This is a genomic window from Parahoeflea alexandrii, from assembly GCF_027214025.1.
GTDB lineage: Bacteria > Pseudomonadota > Alphaproteobacteria > Rhizobiales > Rhizobiaceae > Hoeflea > Hoeflea alexandrii_A.
In genome coordinates this window covers 310,798-326,416 of sequence record NZ_JAPWHB010000003.1, presented here as the reverse complement: position 1 = coordinate 326,416, position 15,619 = coordinate 310,798, and the positions used below count along the sequence as shown (strand labels likewise).

At 63.9% G+C, this 15,619-nt stretch carries 20 protein-coding genes; 10 read left to right on the top strand and 10 right to left on the bottom strand.

The features are described from left to right. Positions 1-77: 77 nt before the first annotated feature. Positions 78-371: a DUF167 family protein gene (locus O4H62_RS11975; RefSeq protein WP_331284462.1), complete on the bottom strand. Its 294-nt coding sequence runs from the start codon at positions 369-371 to the stop codon at positions 78-80. Between the two features lie 14 nt (positions 372-385). Beyond that, on the bottom strand, positions 386-676 hold the full coding sequence (locus O4H62_RS11970; protein ID WP_269388065.1) for a YggT family protein: 291 nt from the start codon (positions 674-676) through the stop codon (positions 386-388). Positions 677-954: 278 nt separating this feature from the next. On the opposite strand from O4H62_RS11970, the gene O4H62_RS11965 reads away from it, so the two are divergent. Beyond that, on the top strand, positions 955-2,256 hold the full coding sequence (locus O4H62_RS11965) for an MFS transporter (protein ID WP_269388063.1): 1,302 nt from the start codon (positions 955-957) through the stop codon (positions 2,254-2,256). Between the two features lie 136 nt (positions 2,257-2,392). Here the strand turns inward: O4H62_RS11965 and O4H62_RS11960 are convergent, their stop codons facing one another. From O4H62_RS11960 to hemC, 5 genes are all read right to left on the bottom strand, one after another. Next, entirely contained in the window at positions 2,393-2,878 is a 486-nt protein-coding gene (locus tag O4H62_RS11960; protein ID WP_269388061.1) for a TerB family tellurite resistance protein, read from the bottom strand. A gap of 23 nt (positions 2,879-2,901) precedes the next feature. Further along, entirely contained in the window at positions 2,902-4,701 is a 1,800-nt protein-coding gene (locus O4H62_RS11955) for a heme biosynthesis protein HemY (protein WP_269388059.1), read from the bottom strand. A 10-nt stretch (positions 4,702-4,711) separates the two neighbouring features. Further along, positions 4,712-6,202, bottom strand: a complete 1,491-nt coding sequence (locus tag O4H62_RS11950; protein WP_269388058.1) for a COG4223 family protein — start codon at positions 6,200-6,202, stop codon at positions 4,712-4,714. 90 nt (positions 6,203-6,292) lie between these two features. Next, a complete protein-coding gene (locus O4H62_RS11945; RefSeq protein ID WP_269388056.1) occupies positions 6,293-7,057 on the bottom strand; it encodes a uroporphyrinogen-III synthase in 765 nt (254 codons plus the stop codon). Positions 7,058-7,067: 10 nt separating this feature from the next. Continuing rightward, entirely contained in the window at positions 7,068-7,997 is a 930-nt protein-coding gene (gene hemC / locus O4H62_RS11940; protein WP_269388055.1) for a hydroxymethylbilane synthase, read from the bottom strand. A 167-nt stretch (positions 7,998-8,164) separates the two neighbouring features. Here hemC and tsaD point away from each other — a divergent pair, with 167 nt between their 5' ends. From tsaD to O4H62_RS11905, 7 genes are all read left to right on the top strand, one after another. Beyond that, complete coding sequence (gene tsaD, locus O4H62_RS11935; RefSeq protein ID WP_269388588.1) at positions 8,165-9,247, top strand: tRNA (adenosine(37)-N6)-threonylcarbamoyltransferase complex transferase subunit TsaD; 1,083 nt, start codon at positions 8,165-8,167, stop codon at positions 9,245-9,247. A 116-nt stretch (positions 9,248-9,363) separates the two neighbouring features. Next, positions 9,364-9,657, top strand: a complete 294-nt coding sequence (locus tag O4H62_RS11930) for a YciI family protein (protein WP_269388053.1) — start codon at positions 9,364-9,366, stop codon at positions 9,655-9,657. 1 nt (position 9,658) lies between these two features. Further along, positions 9,659-10,096 carry an EVE domain-containing protein gene (locus O4H62_RS11925; RefSeq protein ID WP_269388052.1) on the top strand — a complete coding sequence of 146 codons (438 nt, stop codon included), beginning with the start codon at positions 9,659-9,661 and terminating at the stop codon, positions 10,094-10,096. Between the two features lie 33 nt (positions 10,097-10,129). Continuing rightward, positions 10,130-10,777, top strand: coding sequence for a class I SAM-dependent methyltransferase (locus tag O4H62_RS11920; protein ID WP_269388051.1), 648 nt, complete (start codon positions 10,130-10,132; stop codon positions 10,775-10,777). A 129-nt stretch (positions 10,778-10,906) separates the two neighbouring features. Next, complete coding sequence (locus O4H62_RS11915) at positions 10,907-11,179, top strand: BrnT family toxin (protein WP_269388049.1); 273 nt, start codon at positions 10,907-10,909, stop codon at positions 11,177-11,179. Next, positions 11,145-11,432 carry a BrnA antitoxin family protein gene (locus O4H62_RS11910; RefSeq protein WP_269388048.1) on the top strand — a complete coding sequence of 96 codons (288 nt, stop codon included), beginning with the start codon at positions 11,145-11,147 and terminating at the stop codon, positions 11,430-11,432. Before O4H62_RS11915 ends, O4H62_RS11910 begins: the two co-directional genes overlap by 35 nt. Positions 11,433-11,541: 109 nt before the next feature. Next, complete coding sequence (locus O4H62_RS11905; protein WP_269388047.1) at positions 11,542-11,952, top strand: DUF1761 domain-containing protein; 411 nt, start codon at positions 11,542-11,544, stop codon at positions 11,950-11,952. Positions 11,953-11,968: 16 nt separating this feature from the next. Here the strand turns inward: O4H62_RS11905 and O4H62_RS11900 are convergent, their stop codons facing one another. Beyond that, positions 11,969-12,517: a L,D-transpeptidase family protein gene (locus O4H62_RS11900; protein WP_269388586.1), complete on the bottom strand. Its 549-nt coding sequence runs from the start codon at positions 12,515-12,517 to the stop codon at positions 11,969-11,971. A 157-nt stretch (positions 12,518-12,674) separates the two neighbouring features. On the opposite strand from O4H62_RS11900, the gene O4H62_RS11895 reads away from it, so the two are divergent. Together O4H62_RS11895 and O4H62_RS11890 are read left to right on the top strand one after the other, a co-directional pair. Further along, positions 12,675-13,358 carry a response regulator transcription factor gene (locus O4H62_RS11895; RefSeq protein ID WP_269388045.1) on the top strand — a complete coding sequence of 228 codons (684 nt, stop codon included), beginning with the start codon at positions 12,675-12,677 and terminating at the stop codon, positions 13,356-13,358. A gap of 60 nt (positions 13,359-13,418) precedes the next feature. Further along, complete coding sequence (locus tag O4H62_RS11890) at positions 13,419-13,877, top strand: cyclic nucleotide-binding domain-containing protein (protein ID WP_269388043.1); 459 nt, start codon at positions 13,419-13,421, stop codon at positions 13,875-13,877. Positions 13,878-13,906: 29 nt separating this feature from the next. Here the strand turns inward: O4H62_RS11890 and O4H62_RS11885 are convergent, their stop codons facing one another. Next, positions 13,907-14,719 (bottom strand): exodeoxyribonuclease III, encoded by an 813-nt coding sequence (locus O4H62_RS11885; RefSeq protein ID WP_269388041.1) that lies wholly within the window; start codon positions 14,717-14,719, stop codon positions 13,907-13,909. Positions 14,720-14,858: 139 nt separating this feature from the next. Further along, positions 14,859-15,542, bottom strand: a complete 684-nt coding sequence (locus O4H62_RS11880) for an outer membrane lipoprotein carrier protein LolA (RefSeq protein WP_269388040.1) — start codon at positions 15,540-15,542, stop codon at positions 14,859-14,861. Positions 15,543-15,619 lie beyond the last annotated feature (77 nt).

The following is a 15,619-nucleotide window of genomic DNA, read 5'->3' as shown; positions in this document are numbered from 1 at the left end:
AACCGCCCGTCATCAGAAATGGTCATCTGACCAAGTCCTCGCGCCACTTGTCCCCCGGACCGGCGGCGCGATGCGTTTCAGCCGGCCAAAGTCTCGAGTGCAGCGGCCAGCTGCGACGGATCGCCGTCAATACGGATGATTTTCGATCGGCTTGTCTCGCCGGAGATCACGCGGACCGCGGTCTTTCCGATCCTGAGCTGTTTGGCGATGAGCTTTTCAAGCGCGCGATTGGCCTTGTTGTTTTCAGCCACGGCCCGCACCCGCGCCTTCAGCCGCACGGCGCCGGCCGCATCCTCGACCAGACCCTCGATCCGGTCGAGCGAGGCGGCAGGCGTCAGCCGGACCGCAAGCTCGGCGCCGCTGCCGGTGATCTTGTACCAGCCGCTCAGAAGAACATCGGTGCGATCGATGTCGCAAGGAAGGTGCGCACGAAAAAGATCGCGATCAGCAGCACGATCGGTGAAATATCGAGCCCGCCGAGATCCGGAATGATCCGGCGGATCGGCCTGAGCGCCGGTTCCGTCGCCTTGTAGAGGAACTCGCCGATCATGCCGACGAAACGGTTGTTCGGATTGACCACGTTGAAGGCGTAAAGCCAGGAGAAGATGGCGCTGCCGATGATGATCCAGGTGTAGAGACCCAGAACCATGTCGATGGTTGAAAACACTGCAATCATAAGATTCTCCGGCTGTTCCTAGAGCAATTCCAGCGAAAGTGAGAACCGGTTTCGCGTCCGGAAGTGCGTGAAAACAATAAGCTAGGGCATTTTCGGTGATTCCGTTTTCACCGGGAATGCCCTAGCGTGACAGACATGTAGACACTCAAGACGCCAGCGGCAAGAGCACCGCCGCCCCGATGATCCGGCAGGGTTAAGGCGCGATTCACACGCCACAAGATGATGGCGCTGCTCTCCGGTTCGTGTATAGCTCGGCGCGCACCAACCGGACGAAGCCCATGCCATCCCCTGCTCCCGCGGACGACCGTTATGCCGCCTTCCGCCACCGCGCCTTCACGCTCTATTTTACGGCCCGGTTCCTGTCGACCTTTGCCCTGCAGATCATCAGCGTCTCGGTCGGCTGGCAGATCTACGATCTGACGCGCGATCCCTTCGATCTCGGGCTGGTCGGACTGATCCAGTTTCTGCCGGCACTGGTGCTGATCCTGTTCACCGGTGCGGCCGCCGACCGCTATGGCCGCCGTACCATCATGCTGATCTGCGAGATCGTCATCGGCCTGTCGGCGCTGGTATTGGTGTTCTTCGCCTGGCAGGGTCTCACCTCGCCGCTGCCGATCTTCGCCGTGCTGCTGGTCATCGGCATCTCGCGGGCATTTTTCGCCCCGGCCTCGCAGTCGCTCGCGCCCAACCTGGTGCCCGCCAGGGACCTGCCCAATGCGATTGCCTGGAACTCGACCTCCTGGCAGACCGCGACCATCGTCGGCCCGGTCGCCGGCGGCCTGCTCTACGGGCTGGGTGCAACAGTACCCTACCTGACGGCCTGTTTCTTCTTCGCCGCCGCGATCATTGCCATCGCTTTGGTACCACCGCCGCTGCAGCGCTCGCGCGGCGAAGGCCAGAGCTGGAAAACCCTCATGGCCGGGTTCAGCTATGTCCGCAACCAGAAGATCGTGCTCGGCGCCATCTCGCTCGACATGTTTGCCGTGCTGCTCGGCGGCGCCATCGCCCTGATGCCGGTGTTTGCCCGCGATGTGCTAGAGCTCGGTCCCTGGGGGCTCGGCCTGCTGCGCGCCAGCCCCGGCATCGGCGCCATCGGCATGGCAATCTTTCTCGCCTCGCGGCCGATCCGCAGGCATGCCGGGCGGGCCATGTTCATTGCCGTCGGCGTGTTCGGAGCGGCGACTGTGGTGTTCGGCTTGTCGAAATCCCTGCCGCTGACCATGGCCGCGCTGATCGTCATGGGCGCCTCCGACATGATTTCGGTCTATGTTCGCCAGAGCCTGGTGCAGTTGTGGACACCGGACGAGCTGCGCGGCCGGGTCAGCGCCGTCAACATGGTGTTCATCGGCGCCTCCAACGAGCTGGGCGAATTCCGCGCAGGCGTCATGGCCTCGCTGATCGGTCCGGTGGCAGCCGTGGTGATCGGCGGCGCCGGGACGCTGGCCGTGGCATTGGCCTGGAGTTTCGGCTTCCCGCAGCTCAGACAGATCCAGTCGCTCGACCGCGACGCCGAGGAAAGCCGGGCAGCCCTCAGGGCAGGACAGGATCAGCCGGAAAAATCCGGCCCAGGAACGGCTTGAGCCAAGCAAGCAGCGCCGCATCTTAGACCAGCCGCCCTCCGGATTCGCACGGCCGTTCTGGGCACCGGGCGGCGCCTCAGAAGGTTGACCAGGATCTGCGCTTCGAGGCAGTTGCCAAGATAGGGCCGGCCAGATCTCAGTCGCTGTCGCCCGCTTCCTCTGCGTCACCGAGACCCGCGGCCGCAAGCGCCCGCTGGCGGGCCAGCACCCGGTCGCGGCTCGACACGCCCATCAGGTCGGCAATCCGCCAGACCACGTGGTCTTCAAGCTCATGCCGATGGCCATCGGCATAGGCCAGGTTCCACAACAGCTCGATGAAATGAACCTTTGCATCCGGCTCCAGCGAGCGGTTGAGGATGCTGGTGAACTGGTAGAGATCCACCGCTTCACGATCAGCCTGCTGTCCCGCTTCGATGAGCTCCCGCATCTCGTCGCCGCTGAGATCGTACTCCTGGACTATCAGCTCCCGGAGTTTCTCCGATTCGACTTCATCGACCACCCCGTCTGCGCCGATAACATGAAAGAACAGCGCCACGGCGGCGACATCGGGATTGCTGGCATCCGCCTTGCGCTGGTTTCCGTCGCGCAGACTGCCCAGAAAGGCGCGTATCTGATCAAGCATTCGCTATCCTTCTCAACACCGGTTCAGAACAGCCGGAAACGTCCGGGCTTTTCGGGCTCGGCATTGACATCGATCCCCGGATCGTCCGGCCGGTGGGTCAGGAAGCTCTCCTCCTTCGCGCGGGCTTCGGCTTCGGGGTCGGGTTTCGCCGGTTCTTCCTGGGACTTCTTTTCGATCCCGTCATCGGCGTCGTCCGCTGCCGCCTCGAGAGCTGTCTTCTCCTCGGCGGCATCCAGTTCACCTTGCTTCACCACAGCCGGGGAGTCCTTGCTCGCCGCTCCCGATCCGTTGGCTTTCGCGACGACCGGCGCCGAGCCCGACACCACCTCCGCGTCGATCACGGCGGCGGGCTTGCTGGCGCCGCCGGGCCTGGGGGCCTCGCCTGCATTTTCCGCCGGCGCCACGGCTTCGACCAGCGGATCGGCGATCGGGGTTGACGTTTCCGGAGCCGCAGTCTCGCGGATCGGCGGCAGGCTGGCCATCGCCCGGTCAAAGGCCTGTGCCGGAGGCTGGTTGTCGAGGCTCGGGCCCGCCAGCTGCTCGACCGGAACCTTCCATTCGAAGGCGTCGAGCTTGCCGCTGACCGGAGAAACCGGCTCCCATGTCTCCGATACATAGCCGTCCGCCGTCCAGGCCGGATCACGCGGCGCGCGAACCGCCTGGCTCAACCAGTGGCGGACACGGCCCTGGTCACCGGTCTCGGCTTCCTCGATGTCGGCGAGCAGCAGGTAGATGCCTTCGCAGGGCTGAAGCCGCGCGGAGGCTTCGGCCTTTTCCCGGGCAAGGTCGAAACGGCGGGCCTCGAGCGCTGCGCGTGCCACCACGTCAAACGACTGCGGATTGAGCGGCTTGAGTTTCTCAAGCCGTTCGGCCCGCTTCAGCCGGTCGGCGGAGGTGTCGCCGACGCGCGCCCGCACATAGGCCTCGGCTATTTCCGGATGCGGACTGGCCTTCCAGGCGGTTTCCAGGATCCTCGCGGCCTTGCGCAGATTGTCCTGGCGCAGCAGCGCCTTTGTCGCAATCACCGCGGCCGGCGGGAATGCCGGCGCCAGTTTCAGCGCGTTGAGCGCATCGTCGCGGGCCGACGACGGATCGCTGTCGACATGGTCGCGTGCGCGGGCGGTCAGAAGCACGGCCTTGGTGCGGTCGGCGGCCTTGGCCTCGATCGTGCCGGCCTGGCGCTGCCGTTCCAGGAGTTGCAGCGCCTCGTCCCATTTGCCTTCCCGTGTCCGGTAGGACAGTGCGGCGGCACCCGCCCATGGCAGGTGCGGCGCCTGTTCGGCCGCGGTTTCGGCATAATGCTGCGCCGCCTCGTCCGCGCCCTGGCGCTGGGCCTCCAGATAAAGCCCCCTCAGACCAAGAAGCTTCGTTTCCGGATCCTCAGCCATCGCCTCGAACAGCTTGCGGGCTTCATCGTGGTGACCCTCGATCAGCGCCGCCTGCACATCAAGCAGATGAATCAGCGGCTCCTGGTCGGCATTGAGCAAGCCCTTGGTGCGCTTGTTCATCTTGCGGGCCATCGCCGCATCGCCCGCACCGGCCGCCAGCAGGCCGGTCGACAGGGCCTGGTAGCCGCGGTCGCGCTTGCTGGCCCGGAAATAACGGGCAACGGTGCGCGGGGAATAGAGGATCGTGCGGATCAGCCACCATGTGATCATGATGGCCGCGACCAGCGAAACGACCATGGTGACGGCCGTCATCAGCGACATTTCGATCTGGCGGTCCTGCCAGACGATGGACAGATCGCCCGGCCGGTCGGCAAGCCAGGCAAAACCGAAGGCAAGGGCCGAAACCAGGACAACATAGAATAGCAAGCGGATCATCCTGGATCTCCTAGTTGGCCGGGGCTGCGGAAGTTGCCGATGGCGCCATGGCCGCGGCGATCAGCTTTTCGGAGCGGGCGCGCGCCGCCAGCGCTTCGCCATATTCCGATGTGGCCGCGCGGGAGGCTTCGGGCAGCGTGTTCCATTCGGTCAGCGCCGCCTCGAGATCGCCGTTGATGAGCCGCGTTTCGGCGCGGGCGACGATCGCCTCGGCGCTGTCGCCCGCAACGTCGCCGACCTTGCGCACCTTGACCACCGACATGGCGCTAGACATCAGCCGGTCCACCAGCCCGGCCTGCGGGTCACCCGGATCGGCCGCGGCAATCGCCTTGCTTGCGGCATCGGAAAACCCGGCAACCAGCTCGGCGCGGCTGGGAACGCCGCGTGCGGCAAGATCCCTCAGTTCGGCAACCGCCGGATCGTCCGGCGCCACCGAGGCGAAGGCCTCGAGCTCGCTCATGAACGGCCCGCCCCGGTCAATCGCCGACTTGAGGCCGGCTGCTGCGATGGCCCGCGCCAGGTCGATCTGCCGCGATGGCGCATCGACCTGCGCCGAAAGCTCCTGCTGGCCCTGTTCCAGCTCGCTGATCTTGCTTGCAAGCGTGTCGGTGCTGGACCGAAGCTCGGCAATTGCGCTCTGAACACCGCTCTGGGCGGCCCTGAGCTCGTTCATTTGTGCCGTCAGTTCCGGGTCCGGGGCAGCCGCCGTGCCTGCCTCCGCAAGCGCGGCGATCTTGCCCTCGAGACCGGCAAACCGATCTTCAAGTGCGGCGAGCGCCGCCGGGTCGTCGCCGCTCCCTGCTCCCGCTTTGGCAACAGCGGCTTCAAGACCATCGAGACGGGCGGAAAGCTCGGCCGGCAGCTCGGAGCCGCCCTGCGAGGCGGACGCGGACATCTGCTGCGTCAGCGTTTCGAGCTGGGAGGAAAGGGCATCAACCTTCGACGCCACTGGGGCAACCGGATCGCCACCGGCGCCAGGGGCCGGCAACATCCCGCCGGCTTGAAGCGCATAGCCGCCGCCAAGCGCGATCACGGCACCAATCAGGCCGGACATCACCATGCCGAGACCGCCGCCGTTCTTGGCGGGGGCAGCGGCGGGTTTGGCATTCGCCGAACCCGTCGAACCCGATGTTTCCGGCTTTGCCGCCGCAGCACTGGCCTTCGCGTCCTTCTGATCCGTCGTCGTCCTGGCGGGATCCGGCGCCTTCGCGGGATCCGTTGTCTTGGCCGGCCCGGAGGCGCTCGCTGTCTCGGCCTTCGCCGCGGCTTCTGGCCTGGAAGCGCTGTCGCTGCCGCCTGCCGATGCGGTTCTCGCCGTATCTGCTGCCTGGCCGCCGGAGTTCTCCGGGTCCACCGGATCGGGCGTCCTGCCGACAGCCGGCCCCGTCGCCGACGACTTGGTTGTCGCGGCCTCGCCCTTCGGCGTCACATCGGTGGCGTCGAGGTCGATGGTGACAGGCTTCGGCGACTTGGAGTGTCGCGGGGTGGGGCCCTTGCTCATGGCATCTCCTGAATGGTCTGGTTTGGCGCGGCTGGTCTTGCGCAGCCTTTGGTCGCAATACGCTCAAACCGTGGCGGTGGTTCCGGCAAATCATCCCAACCCGGCAAGCGATGCAAGCAGGCTGTCCTCATCCGGGCGCCCGGCAACAACCGATCGGTCTTGCCAGGTCTTGCGCAGCTGGCTCGCGATCGCCGGCGAGAGGCAGAGAAAACGAGTGGAATCAAGGCATCCGGCAAGGTTTGCGGCGTCCAACAGAGCCGAAAGCCGCCGCGCCGCATTGGCCGAATACAGCATGACGACATCGGGCGGCGGCGACAAAAAGTCCGATTTTAAAATGTCAGTCGAATAACTTATTTCTGCCATTCTGTAGCAATCGATCACCCGGGAACCGGGTTCATCCGCCTCGAGCGCCGTCTCGATGACAGCCGTGCGCGGCACACCGGCCAGATAGACCAAGGCACCTTTCCGGACCCCCGGACCGCTCGCCTCCCCGCCGGTCACATCTTGCGACCGAAGACGGATCAGGGACTCCGAGAGCGCCTTCGCCGTCCCGCCGGCTCCCTCGACATGGAGAAATCCCGCATCCCGCGCGGCCTGCGCCGTGGCAGGCCCCACGGTGTAAACCGGCACGCCGGCAAGCCCTGTTCCGGACACGCCGCCCTGCCCGAACATGGCGAAGGCGCGGGCGCTGGTGGCGATCAACCCCGAAATGGTCTCCGCGGGAGGCAGATCGCCGGGCCTGGCCGTGACAACGGTTTCGAACAGGGGCATACGCACCGGATCGTGACCCAGTCCGGCGAGCCGCTCGGCAGTGCGTTGTCCCCCAGGTTCCGGCCGCGTCACCAGAACGCGCATCGGCCCGGCCTCAGGCCCAGCTGTCGAAAAAGCCGCTGGCCGCCTTGCCGCGCACCTCCGCGCCCGCGGCGGCGCCGAGTTGAGCGGCATCGCCGACCGGACCCTCGGCGCGGATGTCGTGCCAGACCGAGCCGTCGGGTGTCAGAATCATGCCGTAGAACGAAATCCGGCCCTCGGAGATCCTTGCTAGCCCGGCAATCGGCGTGCGGCAGGAGCCGTCAAGCGCGCCGAGGAACGCCCGCTCACACAGAAGTGCTGCCTGTGTGTCGGCATGGTTGATCGGCGCCAACAAATCAGTGATCCGTTGGTCGCCGGTCCTGGCCTCGATGCAGATGGCACCCTGACCCGGCGCCGGCGGGAAGCTTTCGGGATCGAGCAATTCGGTGATCACGCCGGTATTGCCGAGCCGCTTCAGCCCGGCATGCGCCAAGAGCGTCGCGTCGACCTGCCCCTCATCAAGCTTGCGCAGCCGTGTTTCCACCTGGCCCCTGAAGGTGATGACCGAAAGATCCGGCCGCAGCCGCCGGATCAGTGCCTGCCGCCTCAATGACGAGGACCCGACCACGGCATTTTGCGGCAGGTCTTCGAGCCGGGGCGCGGCGCGGCCGATAAAGGCGTCGCGCACATCCTCGCGCTCGAGAAAGGCCACCAGGCCGAGGCCTTCGGGCAGCACGGTCGGCATGTCCTTCGATGAATGCACCGCCAGATCGAGCCGTCCGTCGCTCAGCTGCTCCTCGAGCTCCTCGGTGAACAGCCCCTTGCCGCCGATCTCCGACAGCGGCCGGTCGGTGACCCGGTCGCCCTTGGTCGACAGCACCACGATCTCGAATGCATCCTCGGGCAGCGTGTGCGCCGCCATCAGCCGGGCTCGGGTTTCGTGCGCCTGCGCCAGGGCAAGCGGACTGCCGCGGGTACCGATGCGATAAGGTTTCATTTGCAAGACATCCGATCCGTTGTTACCGACAGACAGGTACCGGGATCATCTCCCGAGCGCAACATTCGGACGCTGGCTTGCAGGCGTCACATCAAGGCATTCACATCGTACGCACCCGGCGGGATACGGACGATGCAGCGCCGACAACAGGGACGGGCATGACCACCGGCAGCATGGATATTCTGGGAATCGAGACAAGCTGCGACGAGACCGCCGCGTCCGTCGTCCGCCGCTTTGCCGACGGCACCGGCGAAATCCTTTCCGACGTGGTGCTGAGCCAGCTCGATCTGCATTCGGCCTTTGGCGGCGTGGTGCCCGAACTTGCCGCCCGCTCGCATGTCTCGACGCTCGACCGGCTGGTCGAGCAGGCGCTTTCAGAAAGCGGGGTACCGCTCGCGGGCATCGATGCGGTCGCGGTTACCTCGGGACCGGGGCTGATCGGCGGACTGATGGTCGGGCTGATGACAGCCAAGGCCATCGCCATGGCGGCGGACAAGCCCTTTCTCGGCATCAACCATCTCGAGGGCCATGCGCTGACCGCCCGCCTCACCGACAATGTCGCCTTTCCCTATCTGCTGCTGCTGGTGTCGGGCGGCCACACCCAGATCGTGCTGGTCAAGGGCGTCAACGACTATGAACGCTGGGGCACCACCATCGACGATGCGCTCGGCGAGGCCTTCGACAAGACCGCCAAGCTGCTCGGTCTCGGCTATCCCGGCGGGCCTGCGGTCGAACATGCGGCCCTTTCGGGTGAGCCGAAGCGCTTCCGGCTGCCGGTGCCGATGCGAAAGGACCCGCGGCTGGATTTCTCCTTCTCCGGCCTGAAGACCGCCGTGCGGCAGATGGCGGAGGAACAGGCGCCGCTGTCGCAGCAGACCATCGCCGATCTGTGCCTGGCCTTCCAGGCCTCGGTCACCGCAAGCATCGATGACCGGATCGCCATGGCGCTGGAGCGCTTCACAGAGCGTTTCGGAACCGGATCGAAGCCGGCACTTGTGGTCGCCGGCGGCGTCGCCGCCAACAAGGCGATCCGCGCCACGCTGGAGAACCGCGCTGAAAAAGCCGGTTTCCGCTTCATTGCGCCGCCGCTCAACCTGTGCACCGACAACGCCGCCATGATCGCCTGGGCCGGCGCCGAACGCCTGGCCGCAGGACTTCCGGCCAATCGGCTGGATCTCGCCCCCCGCTCGCGCTGGCCACTCGATCAGGCCGCCACAGCCGTGCTCGGCCACGGCAAGCGCGGCGCAAAGGCCTGACCCGTTATTGACCTGAACCGGGATTGAATCGCAAGGTCGGGCAAGGCATAGAATGCGGCCACGCCCCACCGGCGATCCCGACCCTGGCGCCAGGCGCCCTACCCGATGGAGATTTCATGTATTTCGTCCTGATGTGCAAAGACAAGCCTGACTCGCTCGAGCTGCGGATGGCAACACGCCCGCCCCACGTCGAATACCTCAAGAGCCTCGAAGCCAAGGGCATCCTGAAGACCGCCGGACCGCTCTTGGGCGACGATGAAAAGCCGGTCGGCAGCCTGTGGATCATCCAGGCGGCCGACAAGCAGGAAGCCGAGGCGCTCGCCGCCGGCGATCCCTATGCCAAGGCCGGCCTGTTCGCCTCGGTCGAGATTCGCGCCTTCAACTGGACCTTCAAGAACCCGGAGGCTTGAGATGGCCTATTGGTTGTTCAAATCCGAGCCGTTCAAATGGTCCTGGGAGATGCAGAAGGCCAAGGGCAAGATCGGCGAACAATGGGACGGCATCCGCAACTACCAGGCCCGCAACAACATGCGCGCCATGAGTCTCGGTGACAAGGGCTTCTTCTACCACTCCAACGAGGGGCTGGAGGTCGTCGGCATCGTTGAGGTCTGCGCCCTTTCCCACCCCGACACCACCATCGACGACCCGCGCTGGGAATGCGTTGACATCCGCGCGGTGTGCGACATGCCCAAACCGGTGACGCTGAAGGACGTCAAGGCCAATCCGAAGCTGGCCCAGATGAGCCTGGTGACATCGATGCGGCTGTCGGTGCAGCCGGTGACCGAGGAAGAGTATCTCGAGGTCTGCCGCATGGGCAATCTCGAAAACCCGCCGCGATCGCCGGAGTGAGAGCCGGGTGATGCCCGGTCCCGGCGCAGGCTGATGAAAACTGACCCCGAGAGCTTCATCCGCGCCAACACCTCGCTCGGCGCGCCGCCGCATGTGCCGGAGATCCGCCTGCATCTCGCCGATGAGGCCCATGAGCTGTGGCTGAAGACCGAGGAAGAGCTCGACGCGCTCGGACTGCCGCCGCCGTTCTGGGCCTTTGCCTGGGCCGGCGGCCAGGGGCTGGCGCGGCACCTGATCGACCATCCGGATCTCGTTCAGGGCAAGACGGTTCTCGATTTCGCCTCGGGATCCGGGCTCGTTGCCATCGCCGCCAGGCTCTCAGGCGCGGCCCGGGTAACCGCCGCCGACATCGATCCCTGGTCTGCCACCGCGGCCCGGCTCAATGCCCAGGCCAACGGCGTCGAGTTCGAAATCAGCCAGTCGGACCTCATAGGGGCTGATCTTGGCTGGGACGTGGTCCTTGCCGGCGACGTGTTCTACGACCAGGCCATGAGCGCATCGATCCGCCCATGGTTTTCGGACCTGGCGAAACGCGGCGCCCTGGTGCTGGTTGGCGATCCCGGCCGCTCCTATTGTCCGCGCGACGGGATGGACTGTCTCGCCACCTACATGGTGCCGGTCACCCGCGCGCTGGAAGACAGCGAGATCAAGCGTACCTCGGTGTTCCGGCTCACCGTATAGGAAGAAAATTTGATTGTGTTGTATATACGAATTGTGTATACATACGCCATCGCGGCGGCGATTTCGCCTAACTGACCACATGACTGTTTGACCGAGAGGTATGGGTAAATCTACCTCGAGGGTAAAGAAATGGAATTCGAATGGGACGAAACCAAGCGCGCTGAAACATATAGAAAGCACGGCGTCGACCTCCTGGAAGCAGCGCTGATTTTTGAAAATGGTGTTTTGGAAAAGGAAGACACGCGCAGGGATTACGGCGAGAAACGCATGATCGCTTTGGGCATGTCTGACGGTGAGGTCTACATCGTCGTCTATACCAAAAGGGATGAAGTCTATCGCCTGATTACCGCGTGGAAAGGAGGTCAGCGTGACCGGGAAACATATGAAAACTGGAAGTCTTAGCGACCTGCGCGGGATGAAGGAACGCGGCGAATTGAAGCCTTCCATCAAGGCAGAACCCGCGCCTGAGCTGCCGGAAGGATTCTGGGATGATGCCGAACGGGTCAATCATGCCAAGACCAAGGAAGCCATCAGCCTGCGTGTCGATTCGGATGTCCTTGAGTTTTTCAAGGCCCAGGGAAAAGGGCATCTTACGCGGATGAATGCGGTACTGCGGTCTTATGTCGAGGCACAGCGATCAAAGACCTCGCGATAAGACTGCCCGATCAATCGCTCGAAATGAACCAAAATTCGAAACCAAGGCGCTGCTGATCTCTGCCTGATTCCGCAATCCGTGATAAAAGCGATCTTTTCGGGAGAGGCTCATGAATTTCGCGGGCATGAATTATCTGGCGATCCTGGTTGCGGCCATCGTCGCATTCGCCATCGGCGCCGTCTACTATTCGACCCTAAGCAAACAATGGATGAAGGCGGCGCGGATCAACGCTTCCGGTCCCAAACCCGCCATGATCGAGCTGCTGGTCAACAGCTTCGTCATGGAGCTGATTCTGGCCTTCGTCACCGCCGGTGTCATCGGTCACCTCGGTTTCGATCAGGTGACGCCGATGAACGGGGTGATCTCGGGACTGTTCATCTGGGCCGGTTTCATCTTCACCACCCTGTCGATCAACCAGCGCTACCAGGGCTATGGCTGGGATCTGACACTGATCGACGGCCTGCACTGGCTCCTGGTGATGATCGGCATTGGCCTCACCATCGGCCTGTTCGGAGTCTGATCCCGGTCAGATCGCACTATTCGACACGGAGGATCGTGCCGCGCCTGATGAACGGCATGAGTCTGAGCATGTCGCGGCGGTCAAGCGCAATGCAGCCTTGCGTTGGTGGAAACCCGGGCCTGGCCACGTGCAGGAAGATGGCGCTGCCCATGCCTCGCCGGCGCGAGCGGATGTTCCAGTCGAGCACGAAACCGAAATCATAGAGCACGTCATCACGGAGCAGGGTTTCATGGCTTGCGGGAAACGGCAGCCGCACATGCCTGTTGTAGGCCGCATGGCCAGGGGCGTCGCACCAGCCGTCCCTGCGTCCCGTCCGATGCAATGTCAGCCCGGCATTGTCCGGCGTCAGCATGCCGCCACGGCGGAAGCCCGCCAGAACGGCCATCGTCCCGCGCGGCGTGCCGCCATCGCCTTCGCGCTTGAGCGCGGTCACGCCACCGCGCCCCAATGCCGCCCTGAGCGTCACCGGCCCGAAACGGACCAGTGCCTGCAACCGGTTGGTTGGCGACACCCGCACCGAAAATATGCGGTTCCGGACCGGTTTGGCCGGCGATTCCTGTAACATCGACCTCACGATCAAGTGCTCCTGCTGTGAGCGGACACGACTATTTAGCACTTTGCCCTTGCGCCGAAAGTGCCTAAACAGGAACACAATGCCATAGGACACCGTCCGTGGCGCCGGAAAGCACCGGCACTGAGCCTGTATGAAGAAGGAAGCCGCAATGACCGCTCGCTCGATCCTGCTGGTAGACGATGACGATGACCTGAGGGAAACCCTCGTCGAACAGCTTTCGCTCTACGAGGAATTTGCCATTTCGCAGGAATCTTCGGCCACCAAGGGTGTGCAGGCGGCCAGGAGCGAGCATGTCGATCTTCTGATCATGGATGTCGGCCTGCCGGACATGGATGGCCGCGAGGCGGTGAAGCTACTGCGCAAGGGCGGCTTCAAGTCGCCGATCATCATGCTGACCGGCCACGATACCGACTCCGACACGATCCTCGGGCTTGAGGCCGGCGCCAACGACTACGTCACCAAGCCCTTCCGCTTTGCGGTGCTTCTGGCCCGCATCCGCGCGCAGTTGCGCCAGCACGAACAGAGCGAGGATGCCACCTTCACCGTCGGTCCCTACATCTTCAAGCCGAGCCAGAAACTGCTGCTCGACGAGAAGGGCGGCAAGATCCGGCTGACGGAGAAGGAAGCCGCCATCATCCGCTATCTCTACCGCGCCGACCAGAAAGTGGTCACCCGCGACGTTTTGTTGGAGGAGGTCTGGGGCTACAATTCGGGTGTCACCACCCATACGCTCGAAACCCACGTCTACCGCCTTCGTCAGAAGATCGAGGCCGATCCCTCGAACGCCGAGATCCTGGTCACCGAGAGCGGTGGCTACAAGATCATCCCCTGATGCCGGCCCGGCCGGCTCCCGGCCGGCTTTCCCCGACATCGCCTTTCAAGGAGTGCATCCGTGGCCCTGAATGACGACATTGCCCTGCTGTCGATCGTCCCGCTGTTCCGCGACATCAGCGAGGACAAGCTGCGGCTGATCGCGTTCGGCGCCGAACGCCGGAGGATGCAGGCTGGCCAGATGCTGTTCCGGGAAGGTACGCCAGCCGACTGCGCCTTCGTGGTCGCCGATGGACGTTTCGAGTTGTCACGCACCGGCAAGGAGGGCCGACCGGTCTCTCTCGGTTTTGCCGAACGCGGCACATTGCTTGGCGAACTGGCGATGGTCACACCGGTCGACCGGTCGATGACTGCCATGGCGCCGGACACTGCCGAGGTCATCCGCATCAACCGGCCGCTGTTCCGGCGCATGCTGGAAGAGTATCCCGACATTGCCGGCATCGTCCGCCAACGCATCGAGGAAAACATGGCGGCGCTCAATGCCGATCTGGACAGGATATCCGGGCGCTTCGCCGGCTGATCCCCACCGGCTTCACGGTCAGTCAGCCTTCAGAAATCGAAATGCGCCGTCACCGGCACGTGGTCGGATGGCCGCTCCCAGCCGCGCGCTTCGCGCAGCACGTCGATGCGTTTGAGCGCCGGCGCCAGGTCTGCCGACGACCAGACATGATCGAGCCGCCGTCCCCGGTCGGCCGCGTCCCAGTCCTTGGCCCGGTAGCTCCACCAGGTGAAGATCTTCTCTTCCGGCGGAATATGCGTCCGCATCAGGTCGACCCAGCCGCCAGCCTTCTGCATGGCTAGGAAGTTTTCTGTCTCGACCGGGGTATGGCTGACCACTTTCAGCAACTGCTTGTGCGACCAAACATCGGTTTCCAGCGGCGCAATGTTGAGGTCGCCGACCAGGATCGAGGAAACCCCTTCAGCCAGCTCCGCCTCGGCATGCAGCAGCTTCATTTCCTCGACGAAATCGAGCTTGTGCCCGAATTTCGGATTGATCTCGCGGTCCGGCTCGTCGCCACCTGCCGGCACGTAGAAATTATGGATGCGGATTCGCCTCGATCCGGGCGCCTCCACCACCGCCGAGACATTCCGCGTATCGTCAATGGCGCAATAGGTCTGCCGGCGGTCATCGGAAAGCGGCAAGCGCGAGATGATGGCGACGCCGTGATAGCCCTTCTGGCCGTGGATGGCGAGGTGCTCATAGCCGAGTTTGCGGAAGGCGGCGCTTGGAAATGCGTCGTTGGGACACTTGGTTTCCTGCAAACACAGGACATCGGGCTTTTCGGTCTCGAGAAAATGCTGAACCAGCGGAAGCCTGAGCCGGACGGAATTGATATTCCAGGTCGTAACGGAGAACGCCAAATCGAAATTGCCTTCTTGGATGGAAGCCTGCCCGTATGTGGCCGATTAGATCGCCAAGGGCAAGCCTATCCAGCCGGGGCGGCGCGATTCGGCGCTCATCCACAATCAATTGCGATTCAGGACTGAACCGCTGGCGGGTTCAGCGATCGCTCGGGCGTTTGTCGGGCTGCACCTGCGCATAGGGCACTTCAAACACGTCCTCGGCGAACCGGACACCTGCCTGGACGTTGAAGATCATCACCGACGTGTCCTTGCCCTGGGCATCGCGGATGGTCCACTGCCTGAGTTCAAAGCTCTTCGGGTCGAACATCATGGAAATGGTCGAATCACCGAAAATGGTCTTGTTGCCGAGAACGATCGTGGTCAGATCGGGATCTTCCTTGACCGAACGCACCGTCTCGCCCGACAGATCTATCCGTTCCGAAAGCAGGAGCTTCAGCGGCGTCTTGCCCAGCGGATAAATGTCCCAAGTCCTCAGCTTGCGATTGCCGATAACCACGTTCTTGCCGTCGGCAATGACCCGTACCGCCGAAGGCGCCTCGTAGTTGAAGCGCAGCTTGCCGGGACGTTCGATAAAGAACTTGCCGCCGGTCTGCTCGCCATTGGGCCCGAACTGGATGAATTCGCCGGTCATGGTTTTGACCGAAGCGAAGTGATCCGCCACCCGCTGTGCCGTCTGGGCCGAACGGGCGGTGCCCGGGAATGCCAGGAGTCCGGCGGCAGCGGCCATCAGCGTCAACCCCAGGCCCAGTCCGCCGCCCAGCAGGGCGCGGCGAGCCGGATCGTGCCGGTCGATCGTGGTGGAAATGGTCTGCTTCGACATCTCTGTCTCCGTTTCGTTTCAGTCTCTGTCTCGCCCAAGACTGCGGCGCCAGTGTGACGCGGTATTTCTGGTTCGCA

Coding starts and splice junctions, on each gene's coding strand:
- O4H62_RS11970 (WP_269388065.1), bottom strand. CDS start 676: ATGATTGCAGTGTTTTCAACCATCGACATGGTTCTGGGTCTCTACACC.
- O4H62_RS11965 (WP_269388063.1), top strand. CDS start 955: ATGCCATCCCCTGCTCCCGCGGACGACCGTTATGCCGCCTTCCGCCAC.
- O4H62_RS11960 (WP_269388061.1), bottom strand. CDS start 2,878: ATGCTTGATCAGATACGCGCCTTTCTGGGCAGTCTGCGCGACGGAAAC.
- O4H62_RS11955 (WP_269388059.1), bottom strand. CDS start 4,701: ATGATCCGCTTGCTATTCTATGTTGTCCTGGTTTCGGCCCTTGCCTTC.
- O4H62_RS11950 (WP_269388058.1), bottom strand. CDS start 6,202: ATGAGCAAGGGCCCCACCCCGCGACACTCCAAGTCGCCGAAGCCTGTC.
- O4H62_RS11945 (WP_269388056.1), bottom strand. CDS start 7,057: ATGCGCGTTCTGGTGACGCGGCCGGAACCTGGGGGACAACGCACTGCC.
- tsaD (WP_269388588.1), top strand. CDS start 8,165: ATGGATATTCTGGGAATCGAGACAAGCTGCGACGAGACCGCCGCGTCC.
- O4H62_RS11930 (WP_269388053.1), top strand. CDS start 9,364: ATGTATTTCGTCCTGATGTGCAAAGACAAGCCTGACTCGCTCGAGCTG.
- O4H62_RS11925 (WP_269388052.1), top strand. CDS start 9,659: ATGGCCTATTGGTTGTTCAAATCCGAGCCGTTCAAATGGTCCTGGGAG.
- O4H62_RS11920 (WP_269388051.1), top strand. CDS start 10,130: ATGAAAACTGACCCCGAGAGCTTCATCCGCGCCAACACCTCGCTCGGC.
- O4H62_RS11915 (WP_269388049.1), top strand. CDS start 10,907: ATGGAATTCGAATGGGACGAAACCAAGCGCGCTGAAACATATAGAAAG.
- O4H62_RS11905 (WP_269388047.1), top strand. CDS start 11,542: ATGAATTTCGCGGGCATGAATTATCTGGCGATCCTGGTTGCGGCCATC.
- O4H62_RS11900 (WP_269388586.1), bottom strand. CDS start 12,517: ATGTTACAGGAATCGCCGGCCAAACCGGTCCGGAACCGCATATTTTCG.
- O4H62_RS11895 (WP_269388045.1), top strand. CDS start 12,675: ATGACCGCTCGCTCGATCCTGCTGGTAGACGATGACGATGACCTGAGG.
- O4H62_RS11880 (WP_269388040.1), bottom strand. CDS start 15,542: ATGTCGAAGCAGACCATTTCCACCACGATCGACCGGCACGATCCGGCT.